At 74.6% G+C, this 17,943-nt stretch carries 13 protein-coding genes and 1 tRNA gene; 4 read left to right on the forward strand and 10 right to left on the reverse strand.

Annotated features, from left to right (window positions below; genetic code table 11):
• Positions 1 to 3 precede the first annotated feature (3 nt).
• The 3 genes from OG802_RS13600 to OG802_RS13610 are packed head-to-tail and all read left to right on the forward strand — an operon-like array spanning position 4 to position 2,823.
• A complete protein-coding gene (locus tag OG802_RS13600; RefSeq protein ID WP_329410441.1) occupies positions 4 to 651 on the forward strand; it encodes an ABC transporter permease in 648 nt (215 codons plus the stop codon).
• Positions 644 to 1,933, forward strand: coding sequence for an ABC transporter ATP-binding protein (locus OG802_RS13605; RefSeq protein WP_329410443.1), 1,290 nt, complete (start codon positions 644 to 646; stop codon positions 1,931 to 1,933). The genes OG802_RS13600 and OG802_RS13605 overlap by 8 nt, the downstream gene beginning before the upstream one ends.
• Positions 1,930 to 2,823, forward strand: coding sequence for an ABC transporter permease (locus OG802_RS13610; RefSeq protein ID WP_329410445.1), 894 nt, complete (start codon positions 1,930 to 1,932; stop codon positions 2,821 to 2,823). Before OG802_RS13605 ends, OG802_RS13610 begins: the two co-directional genes overlap by 4 nt.
• A gap of 225 nt (positions 2,824 to 3,048) precedes the next feature.
• On the opposite strand, the gene OG802_RS13615 is transcribed toward OG802_RS13610, so the two are convergent.
• The 4 genes from OG802_RS13615 to OG802_RS13630 form a co-directional block, all read right to left on the reverse strand.
• On the reverse strand, positions 3,049 to 3,840 hold the full coding sequence (locus OG802_RS13615; RefSeq protein ID WP_329410447.1) for a S16 family serine protease: 792 nt from the start codon (positions 3,838 to 3,840) through the stop codon (positions 3,049 to 3,051).
• Positions 3,841 to 3,888: 48 nt separating this feature from the next.
• Positions 3,889 to 4,539, reverse strand: a complete 651-nt coding sequence (locus tag OG802_RS13620) for an IclR family transcriptional regulator (RefSeq protein ID WP_329410449.1) — start codon at positions 4,537 to 4,539, stop codon at positions 3,889 to 3,891.
• A gap of 552 nt (positions 4,540 to 5,091) precedes the next feature.
• On the reverse strand, positions 5,092 to 6,891 hold the full coding sequence (locus OG802_RS13625; protein WP_329410451.1) for a DEAD/DEAH box helicase: 1,800 nt from the start codon (positions 6,889 to 6,891) through the stop codon (positions 5,092 to 5,094).
• Positions 6,892 to 7,657: 766 nt separating this feature from the next.
• Complete coding sequence (locus OG802_RS13630) at positions 7,658 to 9,130, reverse strand: MFS transporter (protein ID WP_329410453.1); 1,473 nt, start codon at positions 9,128 to 9,130, stop codon at positions 7,658 to 7,660.
• Positions 9,131 to 9,351: 221 nt separating this feature from the next.
• Between OG802_RS13630 and OG802_RS13635 the strand changes: the two genes are divergently transcribed.
• Positions 9,352 to 9,423: transfer RNA gene (locus OG802_RS13635), tRNA-Cys, on the forward strand.
• 165 nt (positions 9,424 to 9,588) lie between these two features.
• Here the strand turns inward: OG802_RS13635 and OG802_RS13640 are convergent.
• The 6 genes from OG802_RS13640 to OG802_RS13665 all read right to left on the reverse strand — a co-directional run bounded on the left by OG802_RS13640 (position 9,589) and on the right by OG802_RS13665 (position 17,913).
• Positions 9,589 to 10,701 (reverse strand): SUKH-4 family immunity protein, encoded by a 1,113-nt coding sequence (locus tag OG802_RS13640; RefSeq protein ID WP_329410455.1) that lies wholly within the window; start codon positions 10,699 to 10,701, stop codon positions 9,589 to 9,591.
• A 225-nt stretch (positions 10,702 to 10,926) separates the two neighbouring features.
• A complete protein-coding gene (locus OG802_RS13645; protein ID WP_329410457.1) occupies positions 10,927 to 11,058 on the reverse strand; it encodes a hypothetical protein in 132 nt (43 codons plus the stop codon).
• On the reverse strand, positions 11,055 to 13,364 hold the full coding sequence (locus OG802_RS13650; RefSeq protein WP_329410458.1) for a xanthine dehydrogenase family protein molybdopterin-binding subunit: 2,310 nt from the start codon (positions 13,362 to 13,364) through the stop codon (positions 11,055 to 11,057). The genes OG802_RS13645 and OG802_RS13650 overlap by 4 nt, the downstream gene beginning before the upstream one ends.
• Positions 13,361 to 15,142: a 2Fe-2S iron-sulfur cluster-binding protein gene (locus tag OG802_RS13655; protein ID WP_443055238.1), complete on the reverse strand. Its 1,782-nt coding sequence runs from the start codon at positions 15,140 to 15,142 to the stop codon at positions 13,361 to 13,363. The genes OG802_RS13650 and OG802_RS13655 overlap by 4 nt, the downstream gene beginning before the upstream one ends.
• Complete coding sequence (locus OG802_RS13660; protein WP_329410460.1) at positions 15,139 to 16,032, reverse strand: FAD binding domain-containing protein; 894 nt, start codon at positions 16,030 to 16,032, stop codon at positions 15,139 to 15,141. The genes OG802_RS13655 and OG802_RS13660 overlap by 4 nt, the downstream gene beginning before the upstream one ends.
• Positions 16,033 to 16,281: 249 nt before the next feature.
• Positions 16,282 to 17,913 carry a beta-N-acetylhexosaminidase gene (locus OG802_RS13665; RefSeq protein WP_329410462.1) on the reverse strand — a complete coding sequence of 544 codons (1,632 nt, stop codon included), beginning with the start codon at positions 17,911 to 17,913 and terminating at the stop codon, positions 16,282 to 16,284.
• Positions 17,914 to 17,943: the final 30 nt, after the last annotated feature.

The raw sequence follows: 17,943 nt of genomic DNA on the forward strand, positions 1-17,943 counted from the left end.
GCGTTGAGCTTCTGGGAGTACCTGGACGACCGGCACCGGCAACTGCTCACCGACGCCTGGGAGCACGCGAGCGTCGTCTTCCCGTGCACGGTGGCCGCGACGCTGATCGGGGTGGTGATCGGGGTCGCCGCCCACCGCAGCGCCTGGGCGGGCGACCTGGCCACCGCCTCCGCCGCGACCGTCCTGGCCGTCCCCTCGCTCGCGGTGATCGGCTTGCTGATCCCGGCGGTCGGGCTCGGCCTGCCGCCGACGGTGATCGCGCTGACCCTGTACGGGCTGCCGCCGATCGTGCGGAACTGCGTCGTCGGGCTGCGCGGCGTCGATCCCTCGCTGGTGGACGCGGCGAACGGCATCGGCATGTCCCGGCTGACCCGGCTGGCGCGCGTCGAGCTGCCGCTGGCCTGGCCGCCGATCCTGACGGGGATCCGCGTCTCCACGCAGATGCTGATGGGCATCGCCGCGATCGCCGCGTACGCCTCCGGGCCGGGTCTCGGCAACGAGATCTTCCGCGGGATCGCCTCGCCGGGGAGCAGGAACGCCCTCGACCAGGTGCTCTCCGGCACGCTCGGGATCATCGTGCTGGCCCTGCTGTTCGACGCCGCCTACGCCGTCGTCGGACGGCTGACGATTCCCAGGGGGATCCGTGTCTGAGCCGCACGGCGCGTCGATCGAGCTGGAGCACCTCACCAAGCGCTTCCCGGGCAGCGCCGGGCCGGCCGTCGACGACGTCACCCTCCGGATCGGGGCGGGCGAGACGGTCGTCCTCGTCGGGCCCTCGGGGTGCGGCAAGTCGACCACGCTGAAGATGATCAACCGGCTGGTCGAGCCGAGCGGCGGGCGGATCCGCATCGGCGGCGAGGACGTCACCGGCATCGACCCGGTGAGGCTGCGCCGCACGGTCGGCTACGCGATCCGGTCGTCCGGTCTCTTCCCGCACATGACGGTCGCGCAGAACGTCGCGCTCGTGCCCCGGATGACCGGCTGGCCGAAGGCGCGGATCCGCGACCGGGTGGACGAGATGCTCGACCTGGTCGGGCTCGACCCCGGCGAGTTCCGCGACCGCTACCCGCGCCGGCTGTCCGGGGGGCAGCAGCAACGGGTGGGCCTGGCACGGGCGTTGGCGGCGGATCCGCCGGTCCTGCTGATGGACGAGCCGTTCGGGGCCGTCGACCCGGTCACCCGCGGTCATCTCCAGGACGAGCTGATCCGGATCCAGCGCGACCTGCGCAGGACGATCGTGTTCGTCACCCGCGACTTCGACGAGGCGATCAGGCTCGGCGACCGGATCGCGGTGCTGCGCGAGCGCTCCCGCATCGCCCGGTTCGACACCCCGGAGGCGATCCTCACCCACCCGGCGGACGGCTTCGTGTCCGGTCTCGTGGGGGCCGGAGCGGCGCTGAAACGGCTCGGTCTCAGCCGGGTGCGGGACGTGGCGATCACCGGCTGTCCCACGGTGACCGTGGACGACCCGCTGCAGACGATCGTCGGCCGGCTGCGCTCCCGGGGGTCGCGCCCCGGCCGTCCTGGTCCGGCGGGAGGCGCGAACGAGGTCCTGCTGCTGGACCGGCGCGGCCGGCCCCTCAAGTGGCTGCGCCCCGCAGACCTGACGCGGGGCTCCCTGGGGCGGGCGGGGACCCCCGTCGGCGGCACGGTGACCCGCGACGCCACCCTGCGCGACGCGCTGGAAGCGGTGCTCACGGACGACGCCGGGCGGGTCGTGGTCACCGGGCGGCGCGGCGAGTACACGGGCGTCGTCGACATGGAGACCCTGCTGAACTCCGTCCGCGCGCTGCTGGAGGCCGACCGGAACGAGGCGCGGGCAGGGCGAAGGAAGGCGCCCGCGGTGCGGAACGAACCGGCGGAGGCCGGGGAGGCCCCGGCCGCGCGGACGCGTGCGGAACGGGAGGGCGCGGTCGGGACGGCTCCGGCATGAGCGCCCCGAAGGTCGACGGCGGGCCGGCGGAAGAACCGGGCGGGCGGCGGGCGTACGACGGGACGGGCCCGCCGGGGCGGGAGGCGGCGGGGCGGGAGGCGGCGGGGCGGGAGGCGGCGGATTCCGCGCTCCGGGCGTCCGCTCCCCCGCGGCGGCGCCTCACCTGGCGGAAGCTCACCGTGCTGCCCGCCTTCGTGGTCGCCCTGCTCCTGGCGACCTGGCTGTGGTTCGAGCAGGCCGACCTGGACACGGTCACCGAACACGCGCTCTCCGGCGGCCAGGTGACCGAGGCGCTGTGGCAGCACGTCCAGCTGACGGTGATCTCCACGTTCTTCGTGCTGGTCATCGCGATCCCGCTGGGCGTCCTGCTCACCCGGCGCCGCTTCCGCGGGGCGGCCCCCGTCGCGCTCGCCCTCGCCGACGTGGGCCGGGCGACCCCGGCGATCGGCCTGCTGGCGCTGCTGGTGATCTGGCTGGGCGTCGGCCGCCGGGCGGCCCTGGCCGGCATGGTCGCCTACGCCGTCCTGCCCGTGCTCTCCCACACCGTCGCCGGGCTGAGGGCGAACGATCCGGCGCTGCTGGAGGCGGCCCGCGGGATCGGCATGTCCCCGGCCGGCGTGCTGTCCCGGGTGGAACTGCCGCTGGCGGTCCCGCTCGTCCTGGCCGGCGTCCGCACCGCGCTGGTGCTGAACGTCGGCACGGCGACCCTGGCGGCCTTCGGCGGGGGCGGCGGCCTGGGCGTGCTGATCACGGCCGGCATCACCGACCAGCGCATGCCCGTGCTGGTGCTGGGCTCGGTCCTCACCGTCGCCCTGGCGCTGCTGGTCGACTGGCTGGCCTCACTCGCCGAGGTGCTGCTGCGGCCGCGCGGACTGGAGGCCGGCGCGTGAGACGGGCCGCGCTCCCCGCCGGGACGCCGCTGCTGACCGCCGGCCGCGGCCCGGGCAGCGGCTCCCCCATGGCCGACGACGTCCCGCCCGGCTCGATCGGACACCGGCAACGCGGTGGCGCGGAGGCCGAACACCGAGGTGGCTGTCGACGGCCGGGACCGCACCAGGCGGCGCCGGAGAAGGATGAAGGACCAGGGCTTCGTGACGTGACCCCCCGGCACCGCCTCAGCAGCTGGGGACGGAGCCCTTGCCGTGCTCCAGCGCGACCAGCGCCCTGACCGCACCCTGGAGGCTGGTGACCGGGACCAGCCGCAGCCCGCGGGGCAGATCGGCCTTCGCGTCGGCGCACTCGTCCTTCGGCACGAGGAACACGGTCGCGCCGTCCCGCCGCGCGGCCTGCGTCTTCAGTCCGACGCCGCCGACCGCGCCGACCTTGCCGGACCCGTCGATCGTCCCCGTGCCGGCGATGGTGCGGCCGCCCGTGAGGTCGCCGCCGCCGCCGTCGCCGTCGAGCTTGTCGACGATGCCGAGCGAGAACAGCAGACCGGCACTGGGCCCGCCCACGTCGGCCAGCTTCAGCGTGACCTTGACGCCGTCGTCGGAGAGGTCCAGGTACTTCAGCGCCGCCTCGGTCGCCGCGTCCTGGGACTGCCGCATCTGCTCGGTGTTGTGCCGCTCGATCTCCTCGGTGCTCTGCCCGCCGGGGTAGACCGAGTCGTGCGGCATGATCGCCTGGTCGGTGCGGAACCAGCCGTCGATCACGTCGGAGAGCCTGACGTCGGTGTCGGGGTTGGTCGCCTCGATCGTCGTCATCCGCAGCTGCCCCGTGGTGTGCCGGGTGGGCGCGCCGGAGATCGTGATCACCTCGGCGCCCTTGTTCTCGCCGAGGACGTTCGCCGTCATGCCCGGCTGCGCCACCGAGAACGGCAGCGGCGCGAACGCGGCCGCGGCGAGCAGCGCCACGACGGGCAGCGCGCAGACGGCGAGGGCCTTGGGGCGTGAGAGGCGTGAGAGCACGGGGTCAATCTAACGCGGGGACGCGCCGCACCCGTGGCCGCCCGCCGGTCAGCGCAGCGCCTCGGCCACCTCGCGGGCCGCGTCCACGACCCGCGGGCCCACCCGCTCGGGCACCGCGTCCGCCAGCATCACGACGCCCACACTGCCCTCGACGCCGGTCACGCCGAGCAGCGGGGCGGCCGCGCCGCTCGCGCCGGCCTCCAGCTCGCCGTGCGTCAGCGTGTAGCCGGGCTCGTCCGCGCGACGCGCCGACTTCTGCCGTGCGGAGAGGATCGCCCGGCCGGCCGCCCCCCGGTCCAGCGGATGCCGGAACCCGGCCCGGTAGGCCACGTGGTAGTCCGTCCAGGACGGTTCGACGACGGCGACGGCGAGCGCCTCCGTGCCGTCCACCAGCGTCAGATGCGCGGTCGCCCCTATGTCCTCGGCCAGCGAGCGCAGCGCGGGCAGCGCGGCCTCGCGCACCAGCGGATGCACCTGCCGGCCGAGCCGCAGCACGCCGAGGCCGACCCGGGCCCGGCCGCCCAGGTCGCGCCGGACCAGCGCGTGCTGCTCCAGGGTGGCCAGCAGCCGGTAGACGACGGTCCGGTTGACGCCGAGCTTGTTGGACAGCTCGGTGACGGTCAGGCCGTGGTCGGTGTCGGCCAGCAGCTTGAGTACCTTCAGCCCTCGATCGAGCGTCTGGGAGGTTTCCGCGGTCACGACGCCCACTCCTTAAGTGGTGAGGCCGGCGGCCCTCCGTCGCGGCGGATGCGTCACCGAGTCCCGTCAGTGACGCGCCACAGAGGCCGCCGATCGACAGACGGGTCCGGCATGTCCGGGCCAGGTCGCTTCACGGCTGCGCTCCGCGGCGGCGCTGCCACGGGGCGTGTGCGTAGCGGGACAGTAGCGAAGCAGGTTCGCTGAGCGGAAGGCTCCGTCCAGAATCCGGTCAGTGGCCGGGAGGGACTTCCTGCGTTTGTCCCGATACGTACGGAGCACGCCCCCGGCCGCACGCCCCTGCCGGACGGCACCATCGGACGGCCTCGTCGGGGGTTCCGTCGGAGGGTTTTGCCGGACGGTCCCGTCGGACGGTTCCGCGCGTCCGGGGAACTCGGGAGACGGAAGCGCACCAAGCGCCTTGAAAGCCCGAAGAATTCTCTGCATCCGGAAGACCCTGAATGTTCTATACACCCTGAATGTCCATACCGTCCGGGACGTCTGAGGTGTTCGGGCCGTCCGGGGATCGGCTCTGCCGCCCGGCGTCGCCGGGGGTCAGCGCATGCGGGTGGCCCACTCCTGCACCTTGGCGATCCGCTGCCGCAACTGGCCCGCCGTCGCCTCCGCGCTGGGCGGTCCGCCGCACACGCGCCGCAGTTCGGTGTGGATCACACCGTGGGGCTTGCCGCTCTGGTGGACATACGCGCCGACCATCGTGTTGAGCTGCTTGCGCAGCTCCATCATCTCCTTGTGGGAGACCACCGGCCGCCGCTCGGCGGGCAGTTCCAGCAGGTCCGCCTCGCTGTCGGGCTTCTTCCTGCTGTGCGCGATCTGCTTGGCCTGCCGCTTCTGCAACAGCATTTGCACCTGGTCGGGTTCGAGCAGTCCCGGGATGCCGAGGTAGTCCTGCTCCTCCTCGCTCCCCGGGTGGGCCTGCATGCCGAACTCGGCCCCGTTGTACATCACCCGGTCGAAGACGGCCTCGGACTCCAGCGCCTCGAAGGCGAACTGCTCCTGCTCGCCGGTGTCCTCGTCCTGCTCCTTGTTCGCCTCGTCCATCTCCTTCTCGGACTCGGCGTACGGATCCTCCTCGCCCTCCTTCTTCGGCTTGTCGAGGGCGTGGTCGCGCTCGACCTCCATCTCGTTGGCGAAGGTGAGCAGGTCGGGCACCGTGGGGAGGAAGACGGAGGCGGTCTCGCCGCGCCGCCGGGACCGCACGAAGCGGCCGACGGCCTGGGCGAAGAAGAGCGGCGTGGAGATCGTCGTGGCGTACACCCCGACCGCGAGGCGCGGCACGTCGACGCCCTCGGACACCATCCGCACCGCGACCATCCACCGGTCGTCGCCGGCGCTGAAGTCGTCGATGCGGCGGGACGCGCCGGTGTCGTCGGACAGGACGAGGGTGGCCTTCGAGCCGGTGATCTCCCGGATGAGCTTGGCGTAGGCGCGGGCGGAGTCCTGGTCGGAGGCGATGACGAGCGCGCCGGCGTCCGGGATCGCCTTCCTGACCTCGGTGAGCCGCTGGTCGGCGGCGCGCAGCACGCTGGGCATCCACTCGCCGCGCGGGTCGAGGGCGGTGCGCCAGGCCTGGCTGATCGCGTCCTTGGTCATCGGCTCGCCGAGCCGCGCGGCGATCTCGTCGCCGGCCTTCGTCCGCCAGCGCATGTTGCCGCTGTAGGAGAGGAAGATGACCGGCCGCACCACGTTGTCGGCGAGCGCGGACCCGTACCCGTAGGTGTAGTCGGCGGCGGACCGCCGGATCCCGTCGTTGCCCTCCTCGTACGTCACGAAGGGGATGGGGTTGGTGTCCGAGCGGAACGGCGTGCCGGTGAGCGCGAGCCGGCGGGTGGCGGGCTCGAACGCCTCCAGGCAGGCCTCGCCCCAGGACTTGGAGTCGCCGGCGTGGTGGATCTCGTCGAGGATGACGAGCGTCTTGCGCTGCTCGCTGCGGTTGCGGTGCAGCATCGGCCGCACGCCGACGCCCGCGTACGTGACGGCGACGCCGTGGTAGTCCTTGCTGAGCGGCCCGGCACTGTACTCGGGGTCCAGCCGGATCCCTATCCGCGCGGCCGCCTCCGCCCACTGCTTCTTCAGGTGCTCGGTCGGTGCGACCACGGTCACCTGCTGCACGACGTGGTGGTGCAGCAGCCAGGAGGCGAGGGTCAGCGCGAAGGTCGTCTTGCCGGCGCCGGGGGTGGCGACGGCGAGGAAGTCGCGCGGCTGCTCCTGGAGGTACTTCTCCATCGCCCCCTGCTGCCAGGCGCGCAGTTTGCTGGCGGTGCCCCAGGGGGCGCGGCCGGGAAAGGCGGGCGACAGGTGGTGGGAGGTGGAGCTGGTGGCGGCGGTGATGGTCACGGTCTCCGGGTTCGGGGTCGAATCAAGAGGGTCCGCGCGAAGCGCGTCGGAAGGGCGGATGCGCGTGTCGGGTGGCGGACGGACGGGCTGACTCCGTCCTCGCGGACGGGGGACTCGGGCGGGCGGGACGACCGGGCCACCCTACCGGCGGCCCGGCGGTGCCGACGCGCGAACGACGCGCGGTCGCCCGCGGTTGGGACCCAGGTCACAGCGCCCGCGGCCCCTCCGCGATCACCGGAGCCCGGTCCACCTGGCCCCCCACACCCGACGCCACGCCGATGACCAGGCCCTACGCCGCTGCGCCACCCGCCTCACGACATCACCCACGCCCTGCGGGTACTACGGGTCCCACCCGGGTTACGGGTGCCAATCGGCTCACGAGCGTTATCCGCGCCCGGCGGGTATTGCGGGTCCCACCCGAGCCACCGGTGCCAACCGGCTCACTGGCGGTGCTCAAGCCCTGCGGGTACTACGGGTCCCACCCAGGTCACGGGTGCCAACCGGCTCACGAGCGTTATCCGCGCCCAGCGGGTATTACGGGTCCCACCCGAGCCACCGGTGCCACCCGGCCCACCGGCGTTGCTCACGCCCCGCGGGTACTACGGGTCCCACCCGAGCCACCCGTACCACCCGGCTCACCGGCGTTGCTCACGCCCCGCGGTTACTACGGGTCCCACCCGAGCCACCCGTACCACCCTGCCCACCGGCGCTCCTCACGCCCCGCAGGTACTACGGGCCCCACCCCGAGCCACCCGTACCGCCCGGCTCACCTGCGGGTTTCTGGGTGCTGGTGGAGGCGGGTGGTCACCCAGGCTCCGAGGAGCGCCACCGCGGCCATCGGGAGGAAGACGGCGGCGAAGGCGGCCGGATGCGAGGCGCCGTCGGCGGCCGCGGACGTCGTCGCGTGCGCCACGTTCCCGCCGCCCAGCGCGGCGAAGGCGGCGCCGCCGACAGCGAGCAGCAGGACGTTGGACAGGCCGTCCGAGATCTGGAGGGCGGCCGAGTTGGAGCCCGCCTCCTGCGGAGCGGACAGTTTCAGCAGCAGCACGCTGGTGGAGGAGATCACGAGCCCCATGCCGAAGCAGCCGAAGCCCCAGGCGACGGCCACCGTCCACGCGGGCACCGCGGGCAGCAGCACACTGGGCGCGGCGGCGATGGCGGCGGCCGCCAGCACCATCCCGAGCGCCATCAGCCGCTCGCGGTACGGCTCCGCCCAGGGCCGCGACTGAAGCCACGACCCCAGGGCCCAGGTGCCGCCGCCCGCGGCGAGCGAGAACCCGGCCAGGGTCGGGCTCAGCCCCCGCTGGGTCACCAGCATCAGCGGCACGAAGGACTCGGCGGCGATGAAGGACCCGGCGGCCACACCGCGCAGCAGCACGACGGAGGGCAGGCCCCGGGCGGCCCGCCAGGTGCCGCGCGGCAGCAGTCCGCGCACGGCGGGCACGAGCAGCGCGAGCCCCGCGGCGGCGGGCGCCGCCGAGAGCGGCCGCAGATCCTGGGCGGCGTACTGCAGGAGCCCCGCGCCGAGGGAGATGGCGAGGGCGAGCCGGATCCGCCGCCGGTCGAAGGGCGGGGCGTCCGTCCCCTCCACGGGCCCGCTGGCCCGCCGGCGTATCTGGGGCAGCGCCAGCGCGAGCGGTGCGACGACGAGGACGGGGATGCCCAGGAAGACCCAGCGCCATCCCAGGTGCTCGGTCACCGCGCCGGCGGCCAGCGGCCCGACCACCGACGGCACCACCCAGCAGGCGGCGAACGCGGCCATGATCGCGGGCCGCAGCCGTTCCGGATAGGCCCGTCCGACGACGACGTACAGCGCGACGATCACCAGCCCGCCGCCGAGCCCCTGCACGGCGCGGCCGAGGATGAACACCCACATGACCTGGGCGCTTCCCGAGAGCAGCAGCCCCGCCGCGAAGGCCCCGATCCCGCCGCCCAGCGCGCCGAGCGGTCCGCGCCGGTCCGACAGCTGTCCGGCGAAGACCATTCCGAACAGACTCGTCGTGAAGTACCCGGAGAACGCGAACGCGTACACGGACACCCCGTCGAGGTCGCGTGCCGCGACCGGCATCGCGGTGCCCACGGCGGTCGCCTCGAAGGCGATGAGCAGCACCACGGAGACGATCCCGACGGTGAGGGCCCGATGGGCCCGCCCGAGGACGGTCCCGTCCTCGTCGGGCGGGACGGGGCGGGACCGGGTTTCGTCTGCGACACCGTTGTCGCGGGGTTCGAGGGCTGCCATGGTCGTCAGCGTAAGGGGCGCCACCGACATCTGCCCCTGTCCGTGGACGGGTCCGGGCCTGGGACCTCGGTCCTACGACCACCGCCCGTCCGCCCGTTTCATGAACGGCGTGTGGCAGTCCCGTTGCGGGCCCGGCGCATCCCTTGAGCCCCGTCCCGCCCGGCCCGTACGGTCGACGTACCAAGTCCGGACGGGGCGCACCACGAACCCCCGACCGACCCGGCCGTGTGCCCGAGTGGCTTAGGGACTCGCCTGCAAAGCGAGTTACGCGGGTTCGATTCCCGCCATGGCCTCGATCTCGATCGCTGTTCGCCCCACGGGGCGGCGTGCAAGGACGGTTCCCCTCGGGGGCCGTCCTTTCGTGCGTGTGCGGGTCGGTGAGGGGCCGTCAGCCGGTGGGGCGGGGGGCGTCGTCCGGGTGGGACCGCTCACTAGCGGGGCGGAAACGCGGCGGTGCTTCAGGCGGGTGGGCCGGGGTGGGCCGTCGCACCGTCGGACGGCAGGGTGCAGGGGGTCGGGTGGGCCGAATCGGACAGGGTGCGGCACATCGTGTCGGCGAGGCGGTCGTAGGTCGCGGTCAGGGCGTGCACCGCGGTCAGGGCGTGCTCGTGCCGGGTCAGCCGGAGGGTGAGGGCGAGGGTCGAGATGTCGGCGTTGAGGGGGCGCAGGCCGAGGTCACGTTCGCTCCGGACGAGCACCGCGCCCGTGGCGCCGTCCAGGACGATGGCGGTGTCCGCCGTCAGGCCTCCCAGGCGGATCAGCCGGTCGGCGCCGGCCGGGAGCCGCTGTCCCGCCAGGGCGTCGCCGTCGCCGTGGCCGTCGGCCTGGCTGTCGGCGGCGTGCTCGGCGAGGGTCCGCAGAGGCGCGTCCGTCTCCACCGAGAAGCGGGCGGCCTTCTCCGGCAGGCCCCGCTCGCGCAGGAAACGGCGGGTGGGGGCGTGGGTGAGCGCCTGCGGGCAGTCGACGTCGTCGAAGCGGACGACCGCGCCGGGGCCGGACTCCTCGCCCAGGAAACGCGCCGGCAGGTCGAGGGCCAGGCCGGACGCGGTGCACGGGCCGGTCGCGGGGGCCAGCGGGCGGATCACCGCGGCCAGTTGCCGAAGGAGGCCCGGCATGACCGACGCGCCCGGCATGACCGGCGTGGCGTACCGCGTGTGTTCCGGGCCGGTCTCGTCCGGCTCGAAGACCGCCAGCAGTCCTCGCCTTGCCTCCGCCACGGCCCTCGGGCCGAGCCGGCTCGCGTAGGCGGTGAACTGGCCGCGCAGGGCCGCCAGTTCATCCACCGCCGTGGCCAGGCGCACCAGTTCCTCCAGGCCGGGCGCGAGCGGGAGGGAGGCCGGCAGGCCGGGGTGGTCGTGCGGGAGGGAGGTGGCCGGGATCTCACCGCCCGGGTACGTCGACAGGGCGTCGTGCGGCGGGCGTTGGGGCAGGGCGGGGCCGGTCGTGGCCGGCCGGCGGTGCTTCGGTGCGTGTGCGGCGTACGGGTTCAGCTCGTCCTCGGTGAAGATGATCGTCGGCGTGGTCGTCGGTGTGGTCGTCGTCGTGGCGGTGGTGGTCCTGGTCGTGCCCATCGGTCCCCCGTGCGGAAAGTTGCGTGCGCCGTCCCACTGCTCCGCAGCCTATGCGGACCCACTGACAACGGCTGTGACCAGCGGCAGCGCCCGGCACGCCCGACACAGGTCCCGTCTGACAGACGTCGGGGCGGGCCCGCGAGTTCCCCTCGGCCCGGACGATCTCGGGTGAACCCGGCGCAAGCGCCGGTCATCTGAGAGGGGCTCAGGTGACCCGCGAGGGGATCAGGTGAAGTAGACGCCGCCCAGCACCACGACCACCGCGGCCGTCAGGAACAACAGGATCCAGGCCAGCAGCCTGCCCACGCCCGGCGGGGGCTCGTAGCGCTCTCCGGGGCCCGGATCCGGCTCGCTCACCGGTCCGTCACCACGGCCGCCTGCGGCCTTATCGGCAGCCGGTTCACCGGGCGGCCGGTCGCGGCGCGCACGGCGGAGGCGATCGCCGCGGGCGAGGTCACCACCGGGACCGCGCTGGCCGCCTTCGCCCCGAACGGCGCGACCACGTCCCGCTCCTCGACCAGCTTGACGATCCGGATGTCCGGGGCGTCCAGGGCCGTGGGCAGCGCGTAGCCGGTGAGGTCGGGGTGGCGGATCAGGCCGCGCGGGGTGCGCAGGTTCTCGGTGAGCGCGATGCCGACGCCCTGGGTCACGCCCGCCTCGATGCGGGCGGCGAGCTGCGCCGGGTTCAGGATCCGGCCGACGTCCTGGGCGACCGCCAGTTCGACGACCCGCACCGAGCCCAGTTCGATGTCGACGTCGACGACCGCGCGGACCGCGCAGAAGGCGAGGCCGACGAAGGCGTCGCCCTGACCGGCCGCGTCCAGGGGCTCGGTGGGGTGCGGGCGGCACTGCGCCGTCGCCCACAGCTCCTTGCCCCGCATCTCCTCCGTGACGGTCGTCGACAGGACGCCGTCGTAGGAGGTGATCTTGCCGTCGGTGATCTGCAGCAGTTCCGTGGACATGCCGAACTTGTGCGCCAGGGGCTGCAGAAGCTGGGTGCGGACCATCTTGGCCGCGCGTTCCACCGCGCCGCCGGAGACCCACGTGTGGCGGCCACGGCAGCCGGGGCCCGCGGGCGGCTGGTCGGTGTCCACGGGGGCCACGTGGACCTCGTCGACGCCGAGGGTCTCCTGGACGATCTGACGGGCCAGCGTCGTGAAGCCCTGGCCGGTCTCGACCGCCGCGCACAGGACCGTCGCGACGCCGTCCTGGACCTTCACGGTCGCCGTGGAGACCTCGTCCGCGCCCTCGGCGCCCAGCATGTGCACCATGCCGAGGCCGTAGCCGACGCCCCGGCGGACCGCGCCCGGCTCGCCCGCGCCCTCGGGGCCGCCGGGCAGCAGCCAGTCCTCCTCGGGCGTGTCCTTGGGGAGCGCCGGGAGGGGGTACTCCTGGACGGCCTGGAGCAGTTCGGCGACGGGCGCGGGGCAGGTCACCGTCTGGCCGGTCGGCAGGACGTCGCCGGTCGCCATCACGTTGCGCAGCCGCAGCTCCGCGGGGTCGACGCCGAGTTTCTTCGCCAGTTTGTCCATCTGCGCCTCGTAGGCGGCGCAGACCTGCATCGCGCCCTCGCCGCGCACATGGCCCGACGGCGGGTTGTTCGTGCGCACCGCCCAGCCCTCGATGAAGGCGTTCGGAACGACGTAGGGGCCGCAGGCGAAGGAGACGGCGGCGGCCAGGGCCTCGGCGGAGGTGTCCGCGTACGCGCCCGCGTCCAGCAGGATCTGCGCCTCGACCTTCACCAGCCGGCCCTCGGCGTCGGCGTGGTGGCGGTAGCGCAGCAGGGTGGGGTGCCGGTGGGCGTGGCCGAGGAAGGACTCCTCGCGCGTGACGGTGAGCTTCACCGGGCAGCCCGTCTTCAGGGCGAGCAGTCCGAGCGGCAGCTGGAAGCCCTGGTCCTCGCGGTCGGCGGTGGCGCCGGGCACGCCGGTGACGACGATCTTCACCCGTTCGGGTTCGAGGCCGAAGCAGGCGGCGGCCGTGTCCCGGTCGGTGTGCGGGTCGGTGGAGGCGAGGTACAGCTCCACGCCGCCGTCGGGGCGGGGCACGGCGAGGCCGGCCTCGGCGCCGATCGGGGCGGGGTCGGCGCGGCCGATGCGGTACTGGCCCTCGACGACGATCTCGCCGGCGGCGGCGGGGTCGCCGTGGTGCAGGGGGATGTGCCGGATCAGGTTGCCGTCGGGGTGCAGGGGCTCGGCCTCGAAGGCGAGTTCGGGGTCGATCACCGGGTCGAGCAGCTCGTACTCGACGATGACGGCGGCGGCGGCCATGCGCGCGGTGTCCGGATGATCGGCGGCGACGGCCGCGATGGGCTCGCCGTGGTGGCGCACGACCTCGGAGGCGAACACGGGCCGGTCCGCCGTGCCGCGGCCGTGCAGGGCGCGGCCGGGGACGTCCTCGTGGGTGACGACGGCCCGCACGCCGGGCATCTCCCGCGCGTGGGACGTGTCGACGGACAGGATGCGCGCGTGCGGGTGCGGTGAGCGCAGGACGGCGGCCCACAGCAGGCCCTCGGCCCACAGGTCGGCCGCGTAGGGGAAGGTGCCCTCGGTCTTGGCGCGCGCGTCGGCGGGCTGGAGGGAGGCGCCGATGCCGTGCGGGACGGGCTCCGGGGGCGCGGCGGCCTCCACGGGGCTCGCCGCGACGACTGCTTCGTTGCTCACGCCTGGCCTCCGTCCTGGCCCTGTCCGTACGCGGGGTCGTGCGGGTGGGGCTGTGCCGGGTTCTCGAAGGCGGACACGTGGACGCCGCCGGCGCCCGGTCCCGCCTGGTGGGGGATGCGGGCCTCGTCGCCGTCCGTCTCGGCGTCCGCGGCGGCGTTCGCCTCGCGTTCGGCGACGACGTCCTGGACGGCCCGCAGGACGCCCCGGTACCCCGAGCAGCGGCACAGGTTGCCGCACAGGGCCTGGCGGGCCTCCAGCTCGGTGGGGGCCGGGTTGCCCTCCAGCAGGTCGTGGACGGTCATCGCCATGCCGGGCACGCAGAAGCCGCACTGCACGGCCCCGCACCGGGCGAGCGCCCGCTGCACGTCCGAGGGCTGTCCGTCCTCGGCGAGGCCCTCGACGGTGCGGATCTCACTGCCGGCGGTGGTGACGGCCGGGACCAGGCAGGAGGCGACGAGCCGCCCGTCCACCTGGACGTTGCAGGCTCCGCACTCGCCCTGCGAGCAGCCGTCCTTGGCGCCGGCCAGGCCGAGGCGCTCGCGCAGGACGTAGAGCAGCGACTCGCCGATCCAGGCGTCGGCGACGGGCCGGTCGGAGCCGTTGACGCGCAGCACGTAGGCGGCGAGGGGGTGCTCCTCGTGGAGCGGCGGCGGTGCGTCGTCGGGGTCCTCGGCGGTGCCGGAGGCCGGGGTGTGCGGGTCCGCGTCGGCGGTCGCGTCGGGCCGCGGGACGGTCCCGGTGCCGTCCGGGGTGTCGTCGGCGGCCGGGGCGTCCGCGGGGGCTTCCGCCGGGGTGCGGGCGTCGGCGTGCGCGGCGTCGGCCTCGGCGGTCCGCTCTGCGGGGGCGCCGGGGGCTTCGGCGGGGGCCTGGGGGGCCCGCTGGGCGTGGCCGGTGTCCTCGGCGGGCTCGGGGGCCCCCTCGGCCTCCACGGGGCCGTCCGGGGCCACCGTGTACGCCTCGGCGGAGATCTCCGGGGCGTACGGTCCGGAGGCGTGCGACGAGGTGTGGTCCGGCGCGGTGTGGTCCGGCGCGGCGTGACGGTGGTCGGCCGTCGCCGGGGCGGGGTTGTGCGGGGCGACGCCGTGCGGGGGCGTGTGCTCCGGCGCGTGGCCGAACGGGGTCTGCTCCTGCGCCTGCCGTGCGGCCTCGTCGGCGTGCGGCTCCCAGGGCGCCTCCGCCGGTTCGGGCGCGCCCGTCGCCCAGGGCGCGGGCGCGCCGCCGGGGAGGGTGGCGGGGGGCGTGCCGCCCCACTGCTCGACCAGGGACGACGTGGTGAACTCGCCGGACTCGTCGGGCAGGTCGCCGCCTGCCACGGGGATCGACCACTGGCCGGTCACGTCGTGGCCGGAGGCGTGCGGGGGCTGCTGCGCGCCTCCGGGCGCCGAGGTGTCGTCGAAGGTCCACTGGCCGGTCGCGCCGGGGTGGTAGGTGAACCGGTCGTCGCCGACGGTCTGCGGGGTGCCCTGCGGGGCGGGCCAGTCGCCCGCGCCGGCGGGGGCGGCCCAGGCCGCGGCAGGGTCCTCGGGGGGCGCGACCGCTATCTGCGGCGGCACGTAGCCGTGGCCCGGCGCGGCGAGCGGGCTGTCGCCGCGGGCGGCCAGGAAGGCGTCGATGCCGCCCTCGGGGAGCTTGACGAAGGCGGTCGCGCCGTCGTCGTAGTCCCCCTGGGGCAGCGGGTCCCAGCGGCTGCCGCCGCGCGGCGCGCCCTGGTCCCGCGCGTCGCCCTGTTCGGGTCCGGGTCCGGGTCCGTGTCCGGGTCCGTGCTGGTCGTCGCTCACGACAGCGCCCTCCCCAGTGCTCGTCGGGCCAGCGCGGCGACGGTGCGCCGCAGGTGCAGTACGGCGGGCGGAAGTTCGGGTACGGAGCCGTCGACGCCCGGCGCGGGGTCGGGGATGCAGGCGGCTGCCACGTACTCCCCGAAGGCGGTCAGGGCCTCGGGGACGATGGTGCGGCTGTTGTCCCAGTCGATCAGCCGGGCGACCCACTGCTCGGCGTCCAGGGGGCGCAGCGGCATCGGCGCTATGGCGCCGACGGCGCACCGGACGCCGCGCCGGGCCGGGTCCAGGACCAGCGCGACGGAGGCGACCGCGCGGCCGGGGCCGGTGCGGCCGGTGGCCTTGAGGAAGACCTGCGGGGCGTGCAGCAGCGGCACGCGCACGTACCCGATGAGTTCGCCGCCGCGCAGCATGTCGACGCCGGCCAGCAGGTGCGAGACGGGGATCTCCCGGCGGGCTCCGCCCGGGCCCGCGATGATCAGGGTCGCCTCCAGCGCGGCCAGCACCGGCAGCGCGTCGCCCGTGGGGGCGGCCGAGGCGATGTTGCCTCCCAGGGTGCCCGCGTTGCGGATCTGGGGCGGTCCCGCGGCGCGCGCGGCGGCGGCGAGCGCGGGGATGAGGGCGGCGAAGTCGGGACGGCCCATGCGGGCGTGCGTCAGTCCCGCGCCCAGCAGGGCGTGGCCGTCCTGGTACTGCCAGCCGCGGATCTCGCTGATCCGGCCGAGACCGACCAGTCCGGTGGGCCTGAGCTGTCCCGAGTTGACGGCCGCCATGAGGTCGGTGCCGCCGGCCACGGGCACGGCGGCGGGCATGGCGGCCAGTGCCGCCACGGCCTCGTCCAGTGTCGTGGGCAGCGTGACGGCCTGCGCCGCCTGCGGTGCGTGCGTGCTCAAAACCGGCTGCCCCTTCCCGCTGCCCCACCTGGTCCCACCTGTGTTGCCGTACGGTACGTGCTGACAGGGCGGACGTGGCAACTCTGGCACATGTTCGCCACACCGGGACGCGGGGGTCCGCCAGGAGGCATTCGCCCACGTCATCCGGGAGACGGTCCGTTTTCTCACGGCATCGCCGCTGTGCGCGAATTGCCACTCTTCGGTGACCCTGGCGGGGTTTCTCCCGCACGCGCGCGTGGGCGCAGGACGTCACCGGTTCGGGGGCGGCCCGTCGATCGGACGCCCGAGGACGCCGGGACGCCGCTGCCACGGCCGGGGCCCGGACGGCGGACGGTAGCCGACCCCCACGGCGTCGAGCCGCCCGTAGTGGGCCGCCATGCGCCGCTCGAAGCCGGCGACGTCGCGCTCGGCCGGTGCGGGCAGACCGCTCCAGACGACCTCCGCGAAGGCGGCGAGCCGGGGGAACGCCTGGTAGTCCACGCGCGTGTGATCCTCCGTCGCCTCGGTCCACAGGTTGGCCTGCGCGCCCAGGACGTGCCGTGCCTGCGCGGGCGTCAGCTCGGGCGGAACGGGCTCGAAGCGGTAGACGTCCTCCAGGGTGCGCACGTAGCCGATCGGGACGGGTTCGTCCGGGCCGTCGTGCTGGCGGTGGTCGAGGTACACCTGCTGCTCGGGGCACATCACGACGTCGTGCCCGGCCCGCGCGGCGGCGATCCCGCCGGAGCGGCCCCGCCAGGACGACACGGCCGCCCCCGGCGCGAGGCCGCCCTCCAGGATCTCGTCCCAGCCGATGAGACGGCGCCCGCGCGCGGAGAGCCACCGGTCGAAGTGGCCGATGAACCAGGACTGCAACTCGTCCTCGTCGGCGAGCCCGAGTTCCCTCCTGCGCGCCTGCGCGGCCGGTGAGGCCCGCCACTCGTCCTTGAGGCATTCGTCGCCGCCCACGTGGACGAACTCCGACGGGAACAGCTCCAGCACCTCCTCGAACACCCCCTCGTAGAAACGCAGGGTGTCCTCGGTGGGGGCGAGGACATGCGGGCTGATGCCCCAGGTGTCCCACACGGAGAGCGCGCCGCCTTCCCGTCCCCGGGCGGAGAGGACGTCGGTGTTGCCGAGTTCCGGATACGCGGCGATCGCGGCCTGCGAGTGACCGGGCACGTCGATTTCCGGGACGACGGTGATATGCCGTTCGGCGGCGTACGCGACGATCTCCCGGATGTCGTCCTGGGTGTAGAAGCCGCCGTGCGGCCTCTCGTCCCACAGGGGCGAGGCACGATGGCCGAATTTCGTGCGCGAGCGCCAGGACCCGATCGCGGTCAGCCGCGGATGCCTGAGGATCTCCACGCGCCAGCCCTGGTCGTCCGTCAGATGGAAGTGGAAGACGTTGAGTTTGTGCGCGGCCATCAGGTCCAGATAGCGCAGGACGCCTTCCTTGGGCATGAAGTGCCGGGCCACGTCGAGCAGGAGCCCGCGCCAGCGGAAGCGGGGCTCGTCCTCGACGGTGATCTTCGGCAGCTCCCAGTGCCGGCCGGGGCGCACCGGTGCCCGGCGGAAGGCGTCGGGGCCGAGCAATTGCCGCAGCGTCTGCGCCCCCCAGAAGACGCCGGCCGCGCTGCCGCCGGCGATCAGCCGGTCGGGGCCGCCCAGGGCCAGCCGGTAGCCCTCGGGGGGCAGCGCCGGGTCCACGGCCAGCCTGATGCGCGACTCGCCGTCGCCGTGACCGGGGAGGGGAAGGCCCGTCGCCGCGCCGACCGTCGCCCGCAGCCAGCGCGCGACGCCCTCGGTGCCGGGGCCCGCCTCCAGCCGGGTGTCCGCGTCCAGGCGAGCGAGGCCGCGCCGGTCCCGGGTGACGCGCAGGGGCGCCGGAATGAGGTCCATCATCAGTCCCTGACCGCTCCGTCCGGCCCGCCG

It is taken from the genome of Streptomyces sp. NBC_00704 (genome assembly GCF_036226605.1).
Lineage (GTDB): Bacteria > Actinomycetota > Actinomycetes > Streptomycetales > Streptomycetaceae > Streptomyces.

Excerpts from the sequence above, each read along its gene's own strand:
- OG802_RS13610 (WP_329410445.1), top strand. The coding sequence starts at position 1,930 with ATGAGCGCCCCGAAGGTCGACGGCGGGCCGGCGGAAGAACCGGGCGGG.
- OG802_RS13630 (WP_329410453.1), bottom strand. The coding sequence starts at position 9,130 with ATGGCAGCCCTCGAACCCCGCGACAACGGTGTCGCAGACGAAACCCGG.
- OG802_RS13640 (WP_329410455.1), bottom strand. The coding sequence starts at position 10,701 with ATGGGCACGACCAGGACCACCACCGCCACGACGACGACCACACCGACG.
- OG802_RS13665 (WP_329410462.1), bottom strand. The coding sequence starts at position 17,913 with ATGATGGACCTCATTCCGGCGCCCCTGCGCGTCACCCGGGACCGGCGC.